This window comes from Ectothiorhodospiraceae bacterium 2226, assembly GCA_013348725.1.
In the GTDB taxonomy this organism is placed as follows: domain Bacteria; phylum Pseudomonadota; class Gammaproteobacteria.
Genome location: CP054689.1, coordinates 571,093 through 588,536 on the forward strand (window position 1 = coordinate 571,093; position 17,444 = coordinate 588,536).

Annotated in this window: 12 protein-coding genes and 2 pseudogenes; 10 read left to right on the forward strand and 4 right to left on the reverse strand. The window is 64.1% G+C overall.

Features of this window, described 5'->3' with window-relative positions; all coding sequences use genetic code 11:
* The first annotated feature begins 124 nt into the window (after positions 1-124).
* Positions 125-1,219, forward strand: a complete 1,095-nt coding sequence (locus HUS23_02610) for a two pore domain potassium channel family protein (protein QKT02782.1) — start codon at positions 125-127, stop codon at positions 1,217-1,219.
* A gap of 266 nt (positions 1,220-1,485) precedes the next feature.
* Here the strand turns inward: HUS23_02610 and HUS23_02615 are convergent, their stop codons facing one another.
* Positions 1,486-2,376: an EamA family transporter gene (locus tag HUS23_02615; protein ID QKT04940.1), complete on the reverse strand. Its 891-nt coding sequence runs from the start codon at positions 2,374-2,376 to the stop codon at positions 1,486-1,488.
* 386 nt (positions 2,377-2,762) lie between these two features.
* Here HUS23_02615 and HUS23_02620 point away from each other — a divergent pair, with 386 nt between their 5' ends.
* The 9 genes from HUS23_02620 to HUS23_02660 all read left to right on the forward strand — a co-directional run bounded on the left by HUS23_02620 (position 2,763) and on the right by HUS23_02660 (position 13,813).
* Positions 2,763-3,818 (forward strand): DUF2157 domain-containing protein, encoded by a 1,056-nt coding sequence (locus HUS23_02620; protein ID QKT02783.1) that lies wholly within the window; start codon positions 2,763-2,765, stop codon positions 3,816-3,818.
* Positions 3,815-4,639: a DUF4824 family protein gene (locus tag HUS23_02625; GenBank protein ID QKT02784.1), complete on the forward strand. Its 825-nt coding sequence runs from the start codon at positions 3,815-3,817 to the stop codon at positions 4,637-4,639. Before HUS23_02620 ends, HUS23_02625 begins: the two co-directional genes overlap by 4 nt.
* Before the next feature lie 629 nt (positions 4,640-5,268).
* A complete protein-coding gene (gene soxA / locus HUS23_02630; GenBank protein ID QKT02785.1) occupies positions 5,269-6,114 on the forward strand; it encodes a sulfur oxidation c-type cytochrome SoxA in 846 nt (281 codons plus the stop codon).
* Between the two features lie 26 nt (positions 6,115-6,140).
* A complete protein-coding gene (gene soxX, locus HUS23_02635) occupies positions 6,141-6,845 on the forward strand; it encodes a sulfur oxidation c-type cytochrome SoxX (GenBank protein QKT02786.1) in 705 nt (234 codons plus the stop codon).
* Positions 6,846-7,216: 371 nt separating this feature from the next.
* Entirely contained in the window at positions 7,217-9,058 is a 1,842-nt protein-coding gene (locus HUS23_02640) for an SLC13 family permease (GenBank protein QKT02787.1), read from the forward strand.
* A gap of 386 nt (positions 9,059-9,444) precedes the next feature.
* Complete coding sequence (locus HUS23_02645) at positions 9,445-9,957, forward strand: hypothetical protein (protein ID QKT02788.1); 513 nt, start codon at positions 9,445-9,447, stop codon at positions 9,955-9,957.
* 464 nt (positions 9,958-10,421) lie between these two features.
* On the forward strand, positions 10,422-11,711 hold the full coding sequence (locus HUS23_02650) for a hypothetical protein (protein ID QKT02789.1): 1,290 nt from the start codon (positions 10,422-10,424) through the stop codon (positions 11,709-11,711).
* 11 nt (positions 11,712-11,722) lie between these two features.
* On the forward strand, positions 11,723-12,799 hold the full coding sequence (locus HUS23_02655) for a hypothetical protein (protein QKT02790.1): 1,077 nt from the start codon (positions 11,723-11,725) through the stop codon (positions 12,797-12,799).
* A 495-nt stretch (positions 12,800-13,294) separates the two neighbouring features.
* The gene (locus HUS23_02660; GenBank protein ID QKT02791.1) at positions 13,295-13,813 is read left to right on the forward strand and encodes a DUF2141 domain-containing protein; all 519 of its coding nucleotides are present in this window, start codon (positions 13,295-13,297) and stop codon (positions 13,811-13,813) included.
* Positions 13,814-13,875: 62 nt separating this feature from the next.
* Here the strand turns inward: HUS23_02660 and HUS23_02665 are convergent.
* The 3 genes and pseudogenes from HUS23_02665 to HUS23_02675 form a co-directional block, all read right to left on the reverse strand.
* Positions 13,876-14,696, reverse strand: a pseudogene (locus HUS23_02665) (alpha/beta hydrolase).
* A 270-nt stretch (positions 14,697-14,966) separates the two neighbouring features.
* Positions 14,967-16,362 (reverse strand): annotated as a pseudogene (locus HUS23_02670) (FAD-binding oxidoreductase).
* Positions 16,363-16,393: 31 nt separating this feature from the next.
* Positions 16,394-16,693: an ester cyclase gene (locus tag HUS23_02675; GenBank protein ID QKT02792.1), complete on the reverse strand. Its 300-nt coding sequence runs from the start codon at positions 16,691-16,693 to the stop codon at positions 16,394-16,396.
* Positions 16,694-17,444 lie beyond the last annotated feature (751 nt).

Here is a 17,444-nt window from a genome sequence, read left to right on the forward strand (position 1 = left end):
GAGTCGAGCGGCCGAGGGGGGCCGGAAAGCGCGCATTATACGGCAGCGCGGCCCGCACGCAGCGCCCGGCGGGGCATGGCGGCGCTCTGCTATAGTCGCTAGCGGCAGGAGGCGGAGGCGCACGATGGACGGATTCGGCTGGGCGATCATGGGCTTGGGCACGCTGCTCGTGCTGGTCGTGCTGCTCGACGTATTCCTCGCCGTGCTGCACGTCAACCGCAGCGGCATCCTGGTGCCCTACGCCCATCGCGGCGTGTGGTGGCTGTTCATGCGTCTGGGCCCGCGCCGCGGGTCGGCGCGACGCCGCCTCCTGGCGCTCGCCGGCCCCACCATGGTCACCGTCGGCTTCCTGATCTGGGTGGGCGTGTTCATCCTGGGCTTCGCCTTGATCTACTGGCCCAACCTTGAGTATTACCGCGCCGAGGACGAATTCACCCGCCCCCTCGGCTTCTCCGCCGCCCTGTACTACAGCGGCGTGACCGCCACCGTGCTCGGCTACGGCGACATCACGCCCATGACCCTCGGTCTCAAGATCCTCGCCTTTGTGCAGTCCGGGCTCGGCTTCGGGCTGCTCACCGGCATCGTCGCCTACCTGCTCGGCGTGGTAAACGGGGTCACCGAGCGCGACGTGCTGGCGCTGCGCGTGCACAGCACCACGCACGATACCGACGACGGGGTGCACGCGTTGCTGCGCTCGCTGCAGTGTGAGGACATCGGCGACACCCGGCTGCGCCTGGACGCGCTGGTGGGCCACCTGCACGAGTTCCAGGAAAAGATGCGCAAGCTGCCCCTGCTCTACCTGTTCTACCGCTCGGGCGAGCGGCGTCACGATCCGGAATCCTATCTGCAGGTCGTGGTGGAGATGGCAGCGGCCGCGCTACTGCTCGCCCACACGGCGCGCTATCGGCGTCTGCTCAACGTCGCCGAGGATCTGGCCCAAGCCACGGGCGCGGTCCTGGAACTGACGGCGGCCGAGCATTTGGGAGCGCCCTTCGCCGCACGCGTACGGCAACCCGACATCGAGCGCCTCGACCGGCGCTGGGTGGCACACATTCGGCGACGCCTGACGAAACGCCTCGGCGCAGGGTCCGCCGCCGACGCGGACGACGTACCCGCCGCCCTGCGCGTCGCGGCGCGCGGACGCCTCGTGCTGCAAGCGCTGGAGCCGCGCACACGCTGGCCGCTGGACCACCCGTGCCGCTACCGCGAGGCAGGTTAAGGAAAACGGCCCTATCGAGGATCTGACTTGGAGCAGGTTCAAGAAAACTCCGATTGATTCACCGTTCTCTACCGTCTCCTGCCTCCTCACCCGCTCCGCGCTGCAAGGGCGAGTGGTACGGCGTGTTCAACCGAACCTTGCTATCGAACCGCGCCCGCTCTGCTTCCTTACCTACCTCGTGGATGGTGCGCGCGCACACCTCGAGCGGGAGCCTGTAGGTCTGGCCGGGCGTTTGAATAGTGCATACAACCACGGCTCATGGAGGATCAGGGCGCCGAGCACTTTGCGCCGCTACCAGTCGAAATTACGCTCAACGCTGTCACCGTGACCAAAATCAAACCCATGCCCAGGATCTGTAGACCGACTAGGCTTTCATTCAAAACCACAACACCGAATAGGGAGGCGGTGACCGGCTCGACCATCGCGACAATGGACGCGACTGCCGGTGCGGTATGCCTCAGGCCGACGATATACAAAATGAACGACAATCCCGCGCCAAGCACCCCTAACACTACGAACCACGGCCAACTCGACGATCCCGGAACGGCCAGGCGCTGATCGGCATCACCCAGCCAGACAAGAATGGTGGCGAGTACTGCGAACGCGATCATGAGTATCGCTTGTGGGCTGCCGTGCGGTGCCGCGTACTTGAAGCCGAAAATGAACAATGCATAGGACAGGCCGGCGAGCAGCCCGGCACCGGCGGCAATGGGTGTGACGTCACCCGCGCCAATGTCGTAAACCCCGGTAAGCAGCACGACGCCCAGCATGACTAACCCGATCGCGACCCACTTGAGCAACGTGGGCCGTTCGAGCTTGAGCGCGAAGGACACGAGATAGACGAACACCGGCGCGCAGTACATCAGGGTCGCTGCAACCGCGACACTGCCCTCCGCGATGCTTACGAAATAGAAGGCGAAGTTGCCCGCTACGCCCAGCCCGGCAATCACCGACCAGAACCATAATCGGCCACTTGCCAATCCGCTGCCGCGCGGACGCAATGCAAGCCAGATTAGAACGAATAACAGCCCGATCGCGCCGCGGTAGAATGAGACCACCACCGGGTCCCACCCCTCGGCGGTGAGTATGCCGCCGATCCCGCCCGAGAGTCCCCACGATAACGCCGCCAGTACCACGAACGTCGTGCCCAGACTCACCGACTTGTCGGATGACATTAACCCCTCGGATTCGCGGCTCCCGTACCAGTGGAAAGCCTATACCATGGGCGCGAAGTGCGCGCCGAACCGCCGACGATTCGACAGAAACCCGCACGAATCCTGGGTCACGAGATCTGAGTCAGTGAACGATTCCCGCTAGTATGCAAAGTCGCTCCAAGGACGACGTACTTCCCCGCTCTCTCCGCCGACGACGACCGCTCCGGCTACCCTCGCGCACTTGCCTGTGTACCGCCGGCGATCTTGTCTTTGAGAATCCGGGTCAAAGTGCGTCGGACCGCGGGAAGGGGCTTGCGCCACACGCTGGACGAGAGGCTTGATGCTCCGTATAAGTACGCCACAGAAAAATAACAAAAGGTCAGAAACCCATGGACCACCAGCAAGCGCAAGCGCGCGTCGACCGCATCCAAGCCTTTCGCGAGGAACTCACTCAGCTGGCGCGGGAGGGCGTGTTCGAGTTGCCGGCGGGAGCCAAGGCGCGGCTGGACAAGCACTACGCCGGCCTGCTCGCGCGCTTCGCGGCGCAGTTCGACGTCGACACCACGAGCGATCAGAAGCGCCTGTCCTGGGGCATGCGCCTCGCCTCCTTTCTGGGCGCTCTGGCGCTGTCCGCCGCGGTGTTTTTCTTCTTCTATCGGTTCTGGGGCGGCCTGGGCACCGCGGCGCAGGTGGGCCTGTTGGCCGCCGCGCCGCTGCTGGCGACGCTCGGCGTGGAATACGCCGCGCGACGCGAGCGCACCCTGTACTTCGCCTCGCTGATGGCACTGGTGGCCGTTGCCTGCTTTGTGCTGAACCTGTCCGTGCTGGGGCAGATCTTCAACATCACGCCCACCCAGAACGCCTTCCTGGCCTGGGGCGCGTTCGCGATGCTGCTCGCCTATACCTATCGGCTACGCCTGATCCTGGTGGCCGGCCTCACCAGCCTGCTGGGTTATCTGTCGGCGACGACGGGCACCTGGAGCGGGGCGTACTGGCTGTCGTTCGGCGAGCGACCGGAGAACTTCGTGCTCGGCGGCGTCTTGATGTTCGCCATCGGCGTGTTGTCCCGCCACCGCCAGCCCGCGTTCGCGGCCATCTATCGCGTGTACGGCCTGCTGGTGGTGTTCATCGCCATCCTGATCCTCTCCAACTGGGGCCACATCAGCTACCTGCCGTGGTCCAGCGCCGCCATCGAGCAGAGCTACCAGACCCTCGGGTTCGCCCTGGCCGGCCTGACCATCTGGCTGGGCATCCGCGGGCAGTGGCCGGGCATGGTGAACCTGGGCAGCAGCTTCTTCGTGCTCCACCTCTACACCAAGCTGTTCGACTGGTGGTGGGACTGGCTACCGAAATACCTGTTCTTTCTGTTACTGGGGCTGATCGCGGTTCTGCTGCTGGTGCTGATGCGGCGGCTGCGTAGCGTTGGCGCGGAGGTGCGGACATGAAGCGCGCGGGACTGCTGTGGGCGCTGGGCCTGCTGGTGCTCGTCAATGGCGCGGTGTTGGCCGGCGCGGCCTGGAACCGGGCGGGGGCGCCGGATGCGGAGCTGCTGCTCACCGAACGCGAATTGCCGCTGGCCTACAACTGGCGCAGTGGGGAGAACAGCGGCGTGCGCCTCGCGCTGACCCTGGCCAGGGAGGCGGGGTCGCCGCGCTGGCTGGATGAGGGCAAGCTGCGGGAGTTGGGGTTTGAGCCCCAGCGCTTTGTACGCGAGGCGGCGCGCTACAAGACTCCCCTACCGCGGCGCGCCTACGTCGTGTTGGAGTTCGACGGCCCGGCCTGGGCGGCGCTGGTCGAGGAAAGGGTAGAGGCGCTGGCGCGGATGCCGGCGCTGGTGGAGGCCGGCAAGCAGACCGCCGAGCAACTGCGGCACGCCGAGCGCGAACTGGCGCGCGTGCGCGTGGCCGGCTCCCGTCTGGTGCCGGTGGATGCGGGCAAGGAGCCGGCGGCGCTGCGCGAGCGCTATCCGGACCGCTCGCGCTATGCCATCGTCCCGGCCGAGATCCGTATGCTCTCCCACCCGCAGGGCTATATCAGCCGCCTACTCACCCGCTCCATTCACGTACCGGCGCCGTTCCACCCTGCGCTGCAGGCGGCGACTGCGCGACCCCACGCCGGTGACGCGGCGTCCGACGCAGGGCGCAAGGGCGCCGATCCCTGGCAAGTCGCTGCGTACGACTACCGTAGCCCCCCGCGTTATGCCGTCAGCCTGCGCTACGGCCAGCGCAACGAGCCGTGGATCGAGGACATCCGCGTTCTACCGTAAGTAACGACGCGCGACGCCGTCCAACCGGGAAGTAACCAGGACCGCAGAAGACCGGGTCATATCGGGGCAGAGAACATTTCCCGTCAACAGGGTAATGTCCCCCAAGGCGACCCGCCCCCCCTGCTCTTCGCCGCCGCGCGGTCGCCCCGGCTGCGCCCGCGCCACACTTGCCGCTGTGCCGTCGCGTGGCTCCAGATCACTGCATCGCGAGGGCGGGACCGAGGGAGGAGCTTCATCGGCGGGCCTCCTGCCGCCGAGGCTCCGAGTTCACCCTCGCAGGCTCTCGCCGGGACCGGCCTTCTACTGGGTGTTCACCTTGACATGGGTTGGGGTGGGTACTAGTGATTTTTAAGACCGGAAGTGGAGGAAGCCCGGGGCGCAGTGGCCCTGGGGGTCAAAGTGGTCGTGGTTTGGTTGTTGGTGTGCAAGCGTGGGAAGTGGTCCGGAGTGCGCTGGCGACAGGCTGCGGCTGTTGAGTCGGCAGAACGTCATCCACCTTCATCCGCCTTATCTCCGGCGGTCGATCCTATGCTCGCCCTCCAGCGTGTCCTTGACAGGTAACGCCGCCGCGGCGGGGTGCCTGCAAGTACGTGTCTCTTCTACGTCACGTTCAGGTGCGGAGGTTTCCCATGTTACGGAAGTTAGTTATGGCACTGCCGGTGGCGGCCTTGGCGGCCGCCTTTGCCGCGCACGCGCAGCCGGTCGAAGACCCGCTGGAAGTGCTCGAGGGGCTCATCGAACAGGTCGATTCCGACTACCTGACCCAGAGTGAACAGAACCTCATATTGATGGCCGACAATCCCGCGCTCTGGACGGTGGAAGACGGCGAAGCACTGTTCTACGAGGCGCGCGGGCCCAACAATGTCTCTCTGGAGGAATGCGACTTCGGCAAGGGCCCGGGCGTGCTGGAAGGCGCCTATGCGGAGTTGCCCCGTTACTTCGAGGACACCGGCAGGGTCATGGATCTGGAGAGCCGTCTGGTGCACTGCATGATCACCCTGCAGGGCTTCCCGGAGGACGACCCGGCGGTGAGCAAGCGCGACGGGTCCGACTCCGATCACATGCAGCTGCAGACGTACATTGCCTACCAGTCCAACGGCATGCCCTGGAATCCGCCCCTGGATCATCCGGTGGAACAGGCGATGCGCGATGCCGGGGAGTACATCTTCTACCGTCGCGCCGGCAACATGGACTTCAACTGCGCCACTTGCCACACCGCGACCGGCAAGCGCATCCGCGCCTCGGTATTGCCGGACAAGAACATCCCGGAGGAATGGACCAAGGCGGTTTCGTGGCCGGCGTTCCGGGCAGGCCATGATCACGTGCGCAGCAGCCAGCACCGGGTCCGCGAATGCCTGTGGCAAATGCGCCATGCGGTGCCCATCGGCGGATCGGACGCAACCATCGCCCTGATCTCCTACTGGACTGACCTGGCACGAGGCCAGCCGACCGTCCTGCCGGACGTGAAGCGTTGATCCCGGTCGCACACAGGAGTGTCGAAATGAAATTCAAGAGCATGAGCCGATTGGCGGCAGGGTGTGCCGCCGGGACGATCGTTCTGAGCCTAGTTGCCTGCGCGGGGGCGGAAGGCGGAGCAAGCAACGCCGAGGCCAACAAGGACTACACGCAGATGAGCGCGGCCGAACTCGGCGAGTACCTGGTGATGGAATCCGGTAGTTTTCACCTGGACATGCCCACCCAGGAAGGCACCACGGCGCGGGAGCGCATGTCCCAGGACGAGCTGCAGAAAGTGTGCAGCGAGACGCGCAATCGCCCCAGCGGGGAACAGGCCGGCCAGATCAGCGCCGCGGCGCGGGAGACCATCCAGTACCCGGAAGACGGAATCCAGCTGGGAGACTGGGAACGGGGCGGTGAGTTGTCCTGGGGCGGATTCGGCTACCGCCTTTCGGAGGATAACTACGACGACCATACCCGCCGCGCCCCCGACGGCGCCTGCTACAACTGCCACGCCATGTCGACGGAACGCACCGGCGGCACCATCGGCCCCAGCCTGACCGGCTATGGAAAGACGCGCGGTGACACCGAAGACACTCGCCGGTTCGTCTACGAGGTGATCTACAACCCGCATGCCTACTTCCCCTGCAGCAACATGCCGCGCATGGGCGCTAATGGCATCCTGGACCCGCAGGCCATCGCCGACATCATGGCCTACCTGCTGCATCCGGAGTCGCCGGTGAACCAGTAAGCCCTTGAGCGACGATCAGGAACGGGAAGCGAAGCGGGCCGCCGGCATGTTGCCGGCGGCCCTTTGTTTCGAAGTCATCGTGGGGGAGGGAACGAATCGGCGTTGAGTAGCGGACGTATAACCAGCCCCTGAACAACCATTGTAACCAGATCTTCCTCCGTTCCTTCGCTAGGCTTACTTCGCGGATTCGTAAGACCACTTCATCCTTCCCGCGATCGTAAATCGGCCTGGCGCCCACCATAGTCGGCCACCCCGCGGCTCGCGCCGGCGATACTGACCAAGCGCGAGGGCGCTGTTTGGCTTTGTGGAGACGCGATGCAATACTTCCGGGCTTTTTGCGGCATTCGCCCTCCGACAAGGCCTCTTTATCCATGCAAGAATCCATCGCACTAACGCCCGAGATGATGGTGGTCCTCGGGCTGCTGGGCTTGACCATCTTCCTGTTCGTCTCCGAGGTCGTGCGGGTGGACGTGGCGGCCGTGTCCGTGATGGTGTTGCTGGGCCTGATCAGCCTGCTTCCCGGGCTCGGCAATGTGGCCGACACCCAACGTCTGTTCGATGGCTTCGCCAGTAATGCGGTCATTTCCATCATCGCGGTGATGATCATCGGCGCCGGCCTGGACAAGACCGGCGTCATGAGCCAGGTCGCATCCTTCATCATGCGCTGGGGCGGCACCACCGAGAAACGCGCCATCCCCATGGTTTCCGGCACCGCGGGGGTGATCTCCAGTTTCATGCAGAACGTGGGCGCCGCCGCCCTGTTCCTGCCGGTGATCTCGCGCATCTCGGCGCGCACCGGGCTGCCCATGTCCCGGCTGCTCATGCCCATGGGCTTCTGCGCCATCCTGGGCGGCACCCTCACCCTGGTCGGTTCCAGCCCCCTGATCCTGCTCAACGACCTGCTGCCCGAGGGCATGGAGCAGTTCCAGCTGTTCGACGTGACCCCCATCGGGCTCGCCCTGGTGACCACCGGCATCCTGTACTTCGTGCTGCTGGGCAAGTACGTGCTGCCCGCCGTGCGCAGCGAGGGCTCCAGCGGCGAAAGCACCGTGCGCTACTTCAAGCGGGTCTACGGCCTGGACTACACCATTCGCGAATACACCCTGCCCTCCAGCCATCCCATGTCCGGCCACACGGTGAGCGACCTGGAGCGGGAATACGGCATCAACGTCATCGGGACCTTGGTGGCTGGTGAGCTGCGCGTGGCTCCCTGGCCCGGCTACCAGCTCAACGGCACCGTCCAGCTCGCGGTGCTGGCCCCCGCCGAGCGCCTGGACGACTTTGCCGAGGGCGCCGGCCTGCAGACCCCGGGTCACCTGGAGGTGTTCTCCGACGCCCTCTCCCACACCACGTCGGGCGTCGCGGAGCTGGTGATCCCGCCCGGTTCCGACCTGATCGGCAAGTCGGCGTCCGAGATCGCCATGCGCAAGACTTACGGTCTGACGGTGCTGGCCATCCACCGCGGCGAGGAGACCCTCCGCGAAGGCCTGCGCGACGTGCCCCTGCGCGCCGGCGACACCCTGGTCACCCATTGCAGATGGAGCGCCCTGGCGCGCCTGGAAAAGAACCGCGACTTCGCGATCGTCACCAGCGAATACCCCCACGAGGAGCTTCGCCCCCAGAAGGTAGGCTTCGCCGTGCTGTTCTTCGCCATCGCCCTGGGGCTGATCCTTTTCACCGACCTGCGCCTGTCGGTGGCCCTGCTGGTAGGCGCCGTGGGCATGATCCTCACCGGGGTGCTCAACATGGACGAGGCCTACAAGGCCGTGAGCTGGAAGACCGTCTTCCTGCTGGCCAGCCTCATCCCCCTCGGGGCAGCGGTGCAGGACACCGGCACCGCCGCCTGGATCGCCCACCAGACGCTGGGCCTGCTGGGCGGCGTGGAGCCCTGGATCCTACAGACCGCCATTGCGATTCTGGCCACCTTCTTCACCCTGGTCATGTCCAACGTCGGCGCCACCGTGCTGCTGGTGCCGCTGGCGGTGAGCATCGCCTTCGCCGCCCAGAGCATGGGTATGAACGCGGACCCGCGGGTGTTCGCCCTGACCGTGGCCATCGCCACATCCAACGCCTTCCTCATCCCCACCCATCAGGTCAACGCCCTGATCATGGGACCGGGGGGTTACCGGGTGAAGGACTTCATCAAGGCCGGCGGCATCATGACGGTGCTGTTCCTGGTGGTGTCGCTGATCATGCTGAACCTGATCTTCTAAGGGGGATCGGCCGGGGGTTGCGCTGGAAACCCCGGTCGAAATCCCGCGACCGAAAACCCGGGGCAGAGAACATGCCACTAAGCGAAGTGGCCCCGAAGGCCGCCGCGTAGATCGCGCGGGATGTGATGAACCGATCAGCGTTGCCCAACGCGTTCCTGCCATAGCTGGACCACCGACTCCCTATAGGTGAAGAGGTACGCCTCCCGGTTGCTCCGCTGCTTTGCCCGAGTCCCGATCCGGGCGCGCAATCGGGCGCCCCTGAACCCGCCTTCCTGCCCCCGTCTGCGAACTCCATCACACTTCAGGAGCTTTCATTGGAGTAGCCTTCCCTCACAACAAGGCGTCCGGTGTGGAAGCCGCAGCGGTCAATTGAGGGGGGGTGCAGCATGAGATTCGGACTCTTGATTCTAGCCGTCGTGTCGATGGCCGGCTGCGCGACAGGCCAGGTTCCGCAAACGGCGTCGGAGTTCCGGGAGGCGTTCCAGACCCAGCGGACGGGGATGTTCGCGAAGATTACACGCATAGAGGTCTATGAGACCTCCCGCTCTTTCGCCGACGTCTACAGGACGCTGGCCGATCGGGCTCCGGCCTGTCTCGACACCACGGTGACGGAATCGCGCATCCTCGGCGGTCAGATGCACGCGTCGAGGACCACGTTCGTTCCCAAGCTGAACCAGACCGGCCGGACGAACGCAGAGCTTACGATCCAGGTGCCGGGCCGCGTCAAGAACCCATCGGATGGCATGTACATCATGCTGGTCGATGTTGTGGGGGCTGCAGGCGGCGGTACCGCCCTCACCGTATATGGACGTAAGGCGGAAGGTTACATCTTTGACGCGCTCGATCGCTGGGCGGCGGGTAACGACCTCTCGTGTCCGACGATGAAGGCTTCGGCGTAACGGAGCTGCCGTTACGGCCCGCTAAGGCCGCTTCGTAGTCGTGTCGCATGGCGAAACTGGGGTCTGTCCAGGTCTGTCCCCGATTATTACGCGAGATGCCAGTCCTGCCCTAACGCTAGCGCTCACCGGCCCCGGTTTAGTTTCCATTCTCGGCACCGGCTGGTAATGAGCACAAGGGTCCACAGTATCCCTATCTGTCGTGCAGAGCGTGATTCCGCTGGTCTCGCCTCCGACCTCTCCGCGACTGTGGATTACAACAAAAATAACAATGAGGGGTTTTTCCAATGCCATCTCTTTATACTTGCATTAGTCCGGACGCGGTCCGAAAGGTCGCGCTGGGGCGCGTGCTCTGCGTCCTAAGCTGGTTTCCGCTACTCTCGCTGATCGCCTGCTCTACCGCCACTGCAGCGGTGCCTTCGCAGTTCGCCGGCCTGATCCAGCTAGGCGCTACGCAGGGACACGCAGTGCCGATCTCAAACAATCTGTTCTTACGTCAGCAGTATGATGCCGCCGGCGCGCTCGTCACTTTCCAGCCTTGGGTTAGGGATCCGGAGAGCCAAGAGTGGATATATTCCGTCGCTCCCGGGGAAACCTTCATGTGGATTTGGCGCGATGTTAGCTCAGGCCAGCCGCTTGCGTTCAACAGCGTCCGCTACCTTGGAGGCGACGATTTATGCTGGAGCGATGGCTCCTGCGGTCCGTCCGTGTCCTGGTGGTCGGCGTTGGTCCTTCAATGCATGGAGGAACACGACCGCGTCCGGGTCGAGGTTTATCACGACGGCGCGTTCCTCGGCGCCGATACGCTGCGCCCAACACGCTTCGTGCCCCAGCTGACGACAACTGAGATGGCATCGGCGATCGAACCAAAGCGCACGCGGCTCCGCGAGGGTGAGAGCACCGAAGTTTCTGTAGTTGTAAGCGATGACCTCGGCTGCTCGCGACCGATCGCCGGTGCCCGCGTTCGCGTTAGCGCAACGACTGCGAAGAGTGAGACCAACGCGCAGCCGTACCTGACAGTAAATGATATTGGCACCGGCAAGTTCTCCAGCCTCGGATTCGACGCGGTCCTCAACCCGGACCACCCAACCCAGGCCGGGACGGTAATCGAAGGAATTACCGACTGGCAGGGGCAGTTTAAAGCACGCTATGAGGCCCAGGCGCACGGCGCCGAGGAGTCGATCGCGTTTGAGGTCACGCGTCCGGCCAGCGGAACTGACCCAAAGTTGGTCGGCCAACCTGTGGAAAGGCAACTCCGCATCGCCGTTCCCGACTTGGTACGCATCACCCACGACAGCGCGCCGCTGGCCTTCCGCGACGGGGGCAGCTGTCGCCATGCAGAGGACCCGCACTGGCTGACGATCAACACGCGCTCACGGGTGATGGCCCTGGCGGCGATTTATCACAATCAGACGGGGAGGCTATTGTCGTTGAATGACGGCAGCCTGCCGCTCGGCGGCGTCATCGCCCGCGGACGTGTGACCCCCGAGCACGAATCCATCCCCCAGATTCCCGACCACGGAACTCCGCGCTGCCACGGCTCGCACCGCCAGGGCATCGACATTGATTTCAATGACACCGACCGGTTAGTCGGGCAACCTGGAAAGGAGCCGGCGGGGCAAAGCATGCGCACGACCATGCACGAACTTCTTGGCGAGGAGTTGCCCCTGCTCAGCATACTCGACATCTGGGCTCGGAGGGCCGACGGCACCCCTCATCACACCAACAACTCGATCCATTATCGTTTTCCGGATTAAGGGGCTTCGTCATGAGGATCAGAATAATCCACTCGCTGTGGCTTCCGACGTACCTTCTTCTCGGCGTTTCCGTTCTAAATGCCGCCGAGCTTAAGGATCCTCGACTGCGCGATGACGACATTTCGCCGACCACTATCAGCGTCGACGTCACCCGCAACGCCCATGGCCACTACGCCTATACCTACGATCTGGTCATGCCCGAAGAGAACACCGGCACAGTGAACATCTTCGCCTTGTCCATCAGCTGCGCTCACGCGGTAGACCCGCGCGGCTTCGACCTGCAAGATTACCCCACCGCGGCCATGGGGAGTTTCTCGCGCAACGGCCTGCACGTCCCAGTCGCCGTCGACGCCTCCTGGGGTCAGTCAGCCAGCTTTGGCATTTCTGAGAGCAACTGGGTGCACTGGGGAATGTTCGCACGCCCAGGATCGAGCAGACGGGGCCTGCGACTGATAAGCCCTTACCCCCCCGGTGCGCGCGAGTACCACATTATACCGACTATGCTCTACAAACTGAGCGAGTGGGATTACGACAGCTTCGACAAGGACGACCCGACCGTTCCCAGAGAGGACGACATGACCGTCGCCGGCATCACCACGGGGCCTGCCTGTCCGGGTGAGGAGTATCCTGACGATGGCGGCGGCGAGGGGCCGGGTGACGGCATCCGCTTCGCGGGAAGCCCGTTTTCCAGCCAGCACGAGCTGCGCAACGACCTGCTGACCTACTCGGCCCCGCTGCGCGACCAGTTTCACGTCCCCGCCGGCACCCGGGAGTTGGAGCTGATCATCCACTACCACGAGGCGATCGACCCGCGCACCTTCCGGGTTACGCCGATGCAGAGCCAGGCGCGCCGTTTGTTCAACCCGCAGCCGGGGAGCAGCGAGACGGTACGCATCCCCCTGCAGCCCGGAAAGAACCGCATCGAGCTTCAGGTACAGGAGGCGTTCGTGCCGCCCGGCCGGCGCGACGGCAGCGAGGCAGCCGCCGAGCGCGGGCGCGGCGGCGTCGCCATGGACCGCGATGTGTTCGTGATACGTGTCGGCACGGCCGAGAGCGCCACCGACAAGGGCCGGGGCAAGACCCAGTGAGGAGCTTCAGGAACATGCGCACCCTAACCTCGCGGCGTGCCTGGGCGGCGCTGGTGGCGGCACTGCTCGCCGCCGCGGCCCTGATCGCCCTTCGCTCCCCGGCAGCCCCGGAAGTGGTCGAGAGACCTACCACGCGGATTGACGCGCGGGATCTCCAGCAGTCGCTCCCAACGCCTGTGGGCGAAACGCTCCTTGGCACGACCACCGCCGGCCCGCCGTCCCCGCCTCCCGAGTGAGGCACGCGCAAAAAGCCCCCCCAAAAGCGGGTTAGCTCAGTCTGTCCCCGATTATTGGGGCAGGGACCCAGTGAGGAGCTTCAGAACATGCTCCTAAACCCTGGGGACTATCCCCGATTTTCCGTAGTGGTAGCCGGATCAGAACGCGTTAGCGACTATTATTAGAAGAGTCGGCTCTCAGACCGGTCGCTATCGCAAGTGTTTGTTTATTATGAATCCCGCTGAGCCAGGATACGCCGGAGAGTCATGAGGATAGATCATGTGTGCGTCTACCCATCAGAATCCCGCGTTGACCCTTACAGACAGAAATCCACTGAGGCGCGCCGCCAAGGGCGTACGCTATGTAGCACTGTGCGCCGTGCTGGTGTTTGCGAACCTTCCCGCCATCACCTTTGCCCAAACATCGTGTCCTGGAATTCACGTGAACATTCTGGACATCAGAAACAACGTTGGGGCGATAGCGTGTGCCCTGTTCGAAGGCCCAGATGGCTTTCCCACTGAGTTTCTGCACTACGCGACCAACATCATGGTGATAAAGATTCGAGATACTGAGGCGCGTTGCGATTTTCTAGACATCCCGCCGGGGACATATGCGCTTGCCGTCATCCATGATGAGAATATGGACGGCAAGCTGGACACAAACTGGCTAGGGATTCCCACGGAAGGCTACGGTTTTTCGAATGACGCAAAAGCCACGATGAGTGCGCCTTCGTTTGACGCCGCCAGCTTTACATACGACGGGCGGAACCTCGATATGACGATCACCTTGGAATACTGACGGAGAACCCCGGTCCGCTCAGTTCTCACTTTCTAACGGCAGCGGATGTCCAACAGCCGCGGTCAGGTCAGATTCCTGTGAATGAATGTCCTGATTGCCTCAACATACGCGTCCGGGTGTGTGGCGTGTGGAATGTGGCCAGCGCCTGGAAGGGCAATGACCTCTACGTTGGGCAGCACGTCGGCGAGCTTTGCCACTACCGGGGCGAACATCGGCGGACTTTGGTCGCCGGTCGTGAGCAGCGAGGGTGGAGAGAACCCTTGATCCATTCAAGATCGAAAGCAAGTTGCTCGGGATCGTTTGACTCGTCCAAGAAGGTCGGTGCGTTCTCGATTAATGTCTGCTGGGACTCAGGCGGGAACTGTGCCCAGGTGTTGGGGCCGAGCGCAACCTTCTCGACGAACTGCTCCGCGGCACCGGCATGATCGCCGGAAGCGATGCGCTCGACGACAGCACCGATCTCGTTCTCGACTTCTTTTAGCAGCGGCGCCATGGCCGGATCGTCTTCGAGCAACGAGAACAGCGGCGGCTCGTGAGCGATGAGTCCCCTGAAAAGGTCGGGGCGCTCTCCGGCCAGCCGGAGTGTGATCGACGCGCCAAACGAGTTGCCGACTACCCACGCAGGGGCTAGCCTCAGGTTCTCGATCAACGCGGCCAGGTCGGCGACATCTTCCCGGACACTTCCTTGCGCGTCTAGGCGCTGACTTTCGCTGTGCCCGCGTCGGTCGTAGGCAAGCACCCGGAACGAATCGGCCAAACGCGGAACAACCGGATCCCAACCGTGGTGCGAGTCCCAAGACCCGTGCACGAGGACGAGAGGAGTGTCGCCCGTAGCGTTAAGCTCATAAAACAGCTGGACGCCGTTAACATTAATGGTTGCCATGTCATCGTCCTTCCGCTTTATCCGTTTGTTCCCAGAAAGGTTATGGGGGAGATCCACTCTGGAATCGCACAACGCGCTGCCCATAAGCTGTCGGAGTGTCGGAGCCATGGACGATCATCCGCTTCATCGGCCTGTTACCTCGCCCGTTCGGTGAAATCGGACGCCACGCCGACGCGCCAGTCCGAATGAGCAAGATGCGGCACCTGTTCTGCTCAGCGGAAGTGCGATCATGACCCTCGATATCGCCGCTGCGATCACCCGCAGGCCGATTCATGGTTGCGGCTCGATGTTGTGGTTTCTGCGGAAGAAGTTATGGGGATCATAGCGGGTCTTGATCCGCCGCAGGCGCTCCGCGTTGTCACCGAATGCGGCCCGAAGACGCTCCTCGCTTTCATCGTGGCTGAGAAAGTTCACGTACACGCCGGTGGCCGCGTGCTCGCTGAGCCGGGTATGGCATTCCCTCGCCCAGCCGATGCACTGCTCGTCCTCCGCCGGCCGCTCGGCACGTCCGCCGAGCGTCACGATAAAGCCGGCGTCCCGGTGCGGGTACGCCGTCGCGTCGGCGCAGGCTCGCCGATGCGCCCGCCCAGGTGCTGAATCAGGATGTCGCACAGCGGGTTCGGCATCGTCGCGGCACAACCGACGAGGGTATCGATGAGCTCGTCGGATAGCGTGGCGAGGTTGTGGGACTTCCAGTAGTAGCGTCCGCCCTTCGGGTACAGGGGGTCGGAACGGCGCTGGGCCTCCGCGTAGCGTGCAGGGGCGACGGCATCGGCGAGCGGACGGCCGAACTCGCGCAGAGGCCGGAGTATCTCCTCACCGTCCTCCAGGTCCCCAACGTAGCACTGGATCAGGAAGAGCACTTTGGTTCCGTGTACCTGCTCCGGCAGGAACGGCAGCGGTGGCGCCGTCAGGAAGTCCGCATAAACGGTGCACTCCTTCGGCGCCCTGCTCGTGAACGCCTCGTAGTGCCGGAGCACCGCCGCCGCATCCTCTAACCGGTGGACGGTCGGGCCGAAAAGCACCTCCGGCCCAAGCTCGTGAAGCCGGAACTCGAACGAGGTGACGACCCCGAAGTTGCCGCCCCCGCCCCGTATCGCCCAGAAGAGGTCCGCGTTCTCCTGCGCGCTGGCCTTCACGAGCTCCCCTTCGGCGGTGACGACGTCGGCGGCGAGGAGGTTGTCGGCGGCGAGACCGAAAGTCCGCGCGAGCCAGCCGAATCCACCCCCGAGCGTCAACCCCGCCACGCCGGTCGTCGAGATGATGCCGCTCGGGGTCGCGAGACCGAACGCCTGCGTCTCGTGGTCGACGTCGCCCCATTGGGCGCCGCCCTGGACACGGACGGTGCGTGACTCCGGATCGACGTCAACGGCACGCATGAGCGACAGATCGATCATCAGGCCGCCGTCCACGCTGGCGAGCCCGGCGACGTTGTGCCCGCCCCCGCGCACCGCGACCGTCAGGCCGGTCTCGCGCGCGAATTTCACCGCCGCGATCACGTCGGCCACACCTGTGCAGCGCGCGATAAGCGCGGGCGCTCGTCGATCATCGCGTTCCAGAGCGCGCGGGCCTCGTCATAGCCGTCGCTCTCGGGCCGCAGCAATTCGCCGCGCAGGCTCGTCTCGAAGGGCCCGAGCGCCGCATCCGTCCGACTCGCATCTGGCATCGCTCCTCCTACCGGAAGCGCGGGGCTTCCGCTACGGGTTCCCGTCTAATCGATTGCCGGCGACGCCGAGTTGCTCCATGAGCGCGAGGGTGTCGTAGTAGTCACGCTCCCAACCGATCCGTCCCTCACGGACCTCCACCACGCTGCAGGCGACCACCTCCATCCTCCTGCCGGTGGGCGGGATACCTTCCAGATCGCCGCGGTGCGTGCCTGCAAAAACGTACTCCACGATGGATACGCTCTGACTCGGCAAGTGCTGGTGGCGGATCTCGATGGCGAGATCCGGGAACGCCGTCGTGAACGTCTCCACGACCGCAAGGACGGCCGCCACGCCCCGGTGCTCGACACCGTCGCCGCCGGTGTAGCTGCAGTCGGGTGGTAGATCTCGCGGAGCCGCTCGAAATCACGATCCGGCACGGCTTCGTAGACGGCGCGATGGAGTTCCCTCGTGGTGCTCATCGGTGGATGATGGTTTCGCGGATGAAGCCGATGACGGCGGTGGCACGCCCGGAGCGCGGGCCAGCCGGAGTTCGCTTGCGCAGCTTGTCCTGTCTACCCCACAAAAACGGATTCTAGTTGGCGTGGCCCAGGGGTCAAGGTGGTGGGAATTACGCTGGGGTCCGCCTTCAAACAGAAGAACAACGATTCAACGGCAGCGACTGCTGAAGCTGGGTGGGAGCTGCTGGAACTCGCGGGCGCCAGACGTCAGCGGGGCACGGACTTGTATTCCGACATACTTCGCCTCTCCAAACACCGCTACTCGTCTGCTCCGGGTACATCAGCGCAACGTTGCATCGCAAGAACCGACCCTGTCGCACGCCTGTGCTTCGTCAACGCCGGCAGCGACATCGAAAACGTCTGTCCCCGATTATCCCGTATCCTGGGTTTGCGGACGGCTGGAGGCAATGCGAGGCATCAACTCCAGGGCGACCCGATTCCGCCATAGCCGTGTCCCCTGCCAAACAGGCGGACAGAGAGGCTAGGACACTTATTTCGTCTCGTTCTTCTCCTGAGCCTGTGCCTGCACAAGCTTCATCTGCTCTCCGCAGCAGATCTCTGCATGTGGCATGCTTTCTGGACAA

Bases quoted from the DNA above. Each gene is read 5' to 3' on its own strand.
- HUS23_02610 (QKT02782.1), top strand. From the start codon at position 125: ATGGACGGATTCGGCTGGGCGATCATGGGCTTGGGCACGCTGCTCGTG.
- HUS23_02620 (QKT02783.1), top strand. From the start codon at position 2,763: ATGGACCACCAGCAAGCGCAAGCGCGCGTCGACCGCATCCAAGCCTTT.
- HUS23_02625 (QKT02784.1), top strand. From the start codon at position 3,815: ATGAAGCGCGCGGGACTGCTGTGGGCGCTGGGCCTGCTGGTGCTCGTC.
- soxA (QKT02785.1), top strand. From the start codon at position 5,269: ATGTTACGGAAGTTAGTTATGGCACTGCCGGTGGCGGCCTTGGCGGCC.
- soxX (QKT02786.1), top strand. From the start codon at position 6,141: ATGAAATTCAAGAGCATGAGCCGATTGGCGGCAGGGTGTGCCGCCGGG.
- HUS23_02640 (QKT02787.1), top strand. From the start codon at position 7,217: ATGCAAGAATCCATCGCACTAACGCCCGAGATGATGGTGGTCCTCGGG.
- HUS23_02645 (QKT02788.1), top strand. From the start codon at position 9,445: ATGAGATTCGGACTCTTGATTCTAGCCGTCGTGTCGATGGCCGGCTGC.
- HUS23_02655 (QKT02790.1), top strand. From the start codon at position 11,723: ATGAGGATCAGAATAATCCACTCGCTGTGGCTTCCGACGTACCTTCTT.
- HUS23_02660 (QKT02791.1), top strand. From the start codon at position 13,295: ATGTGTGCGTCTACCCATCAGAATCCCGCGTTGACCCTTACAGACAGA.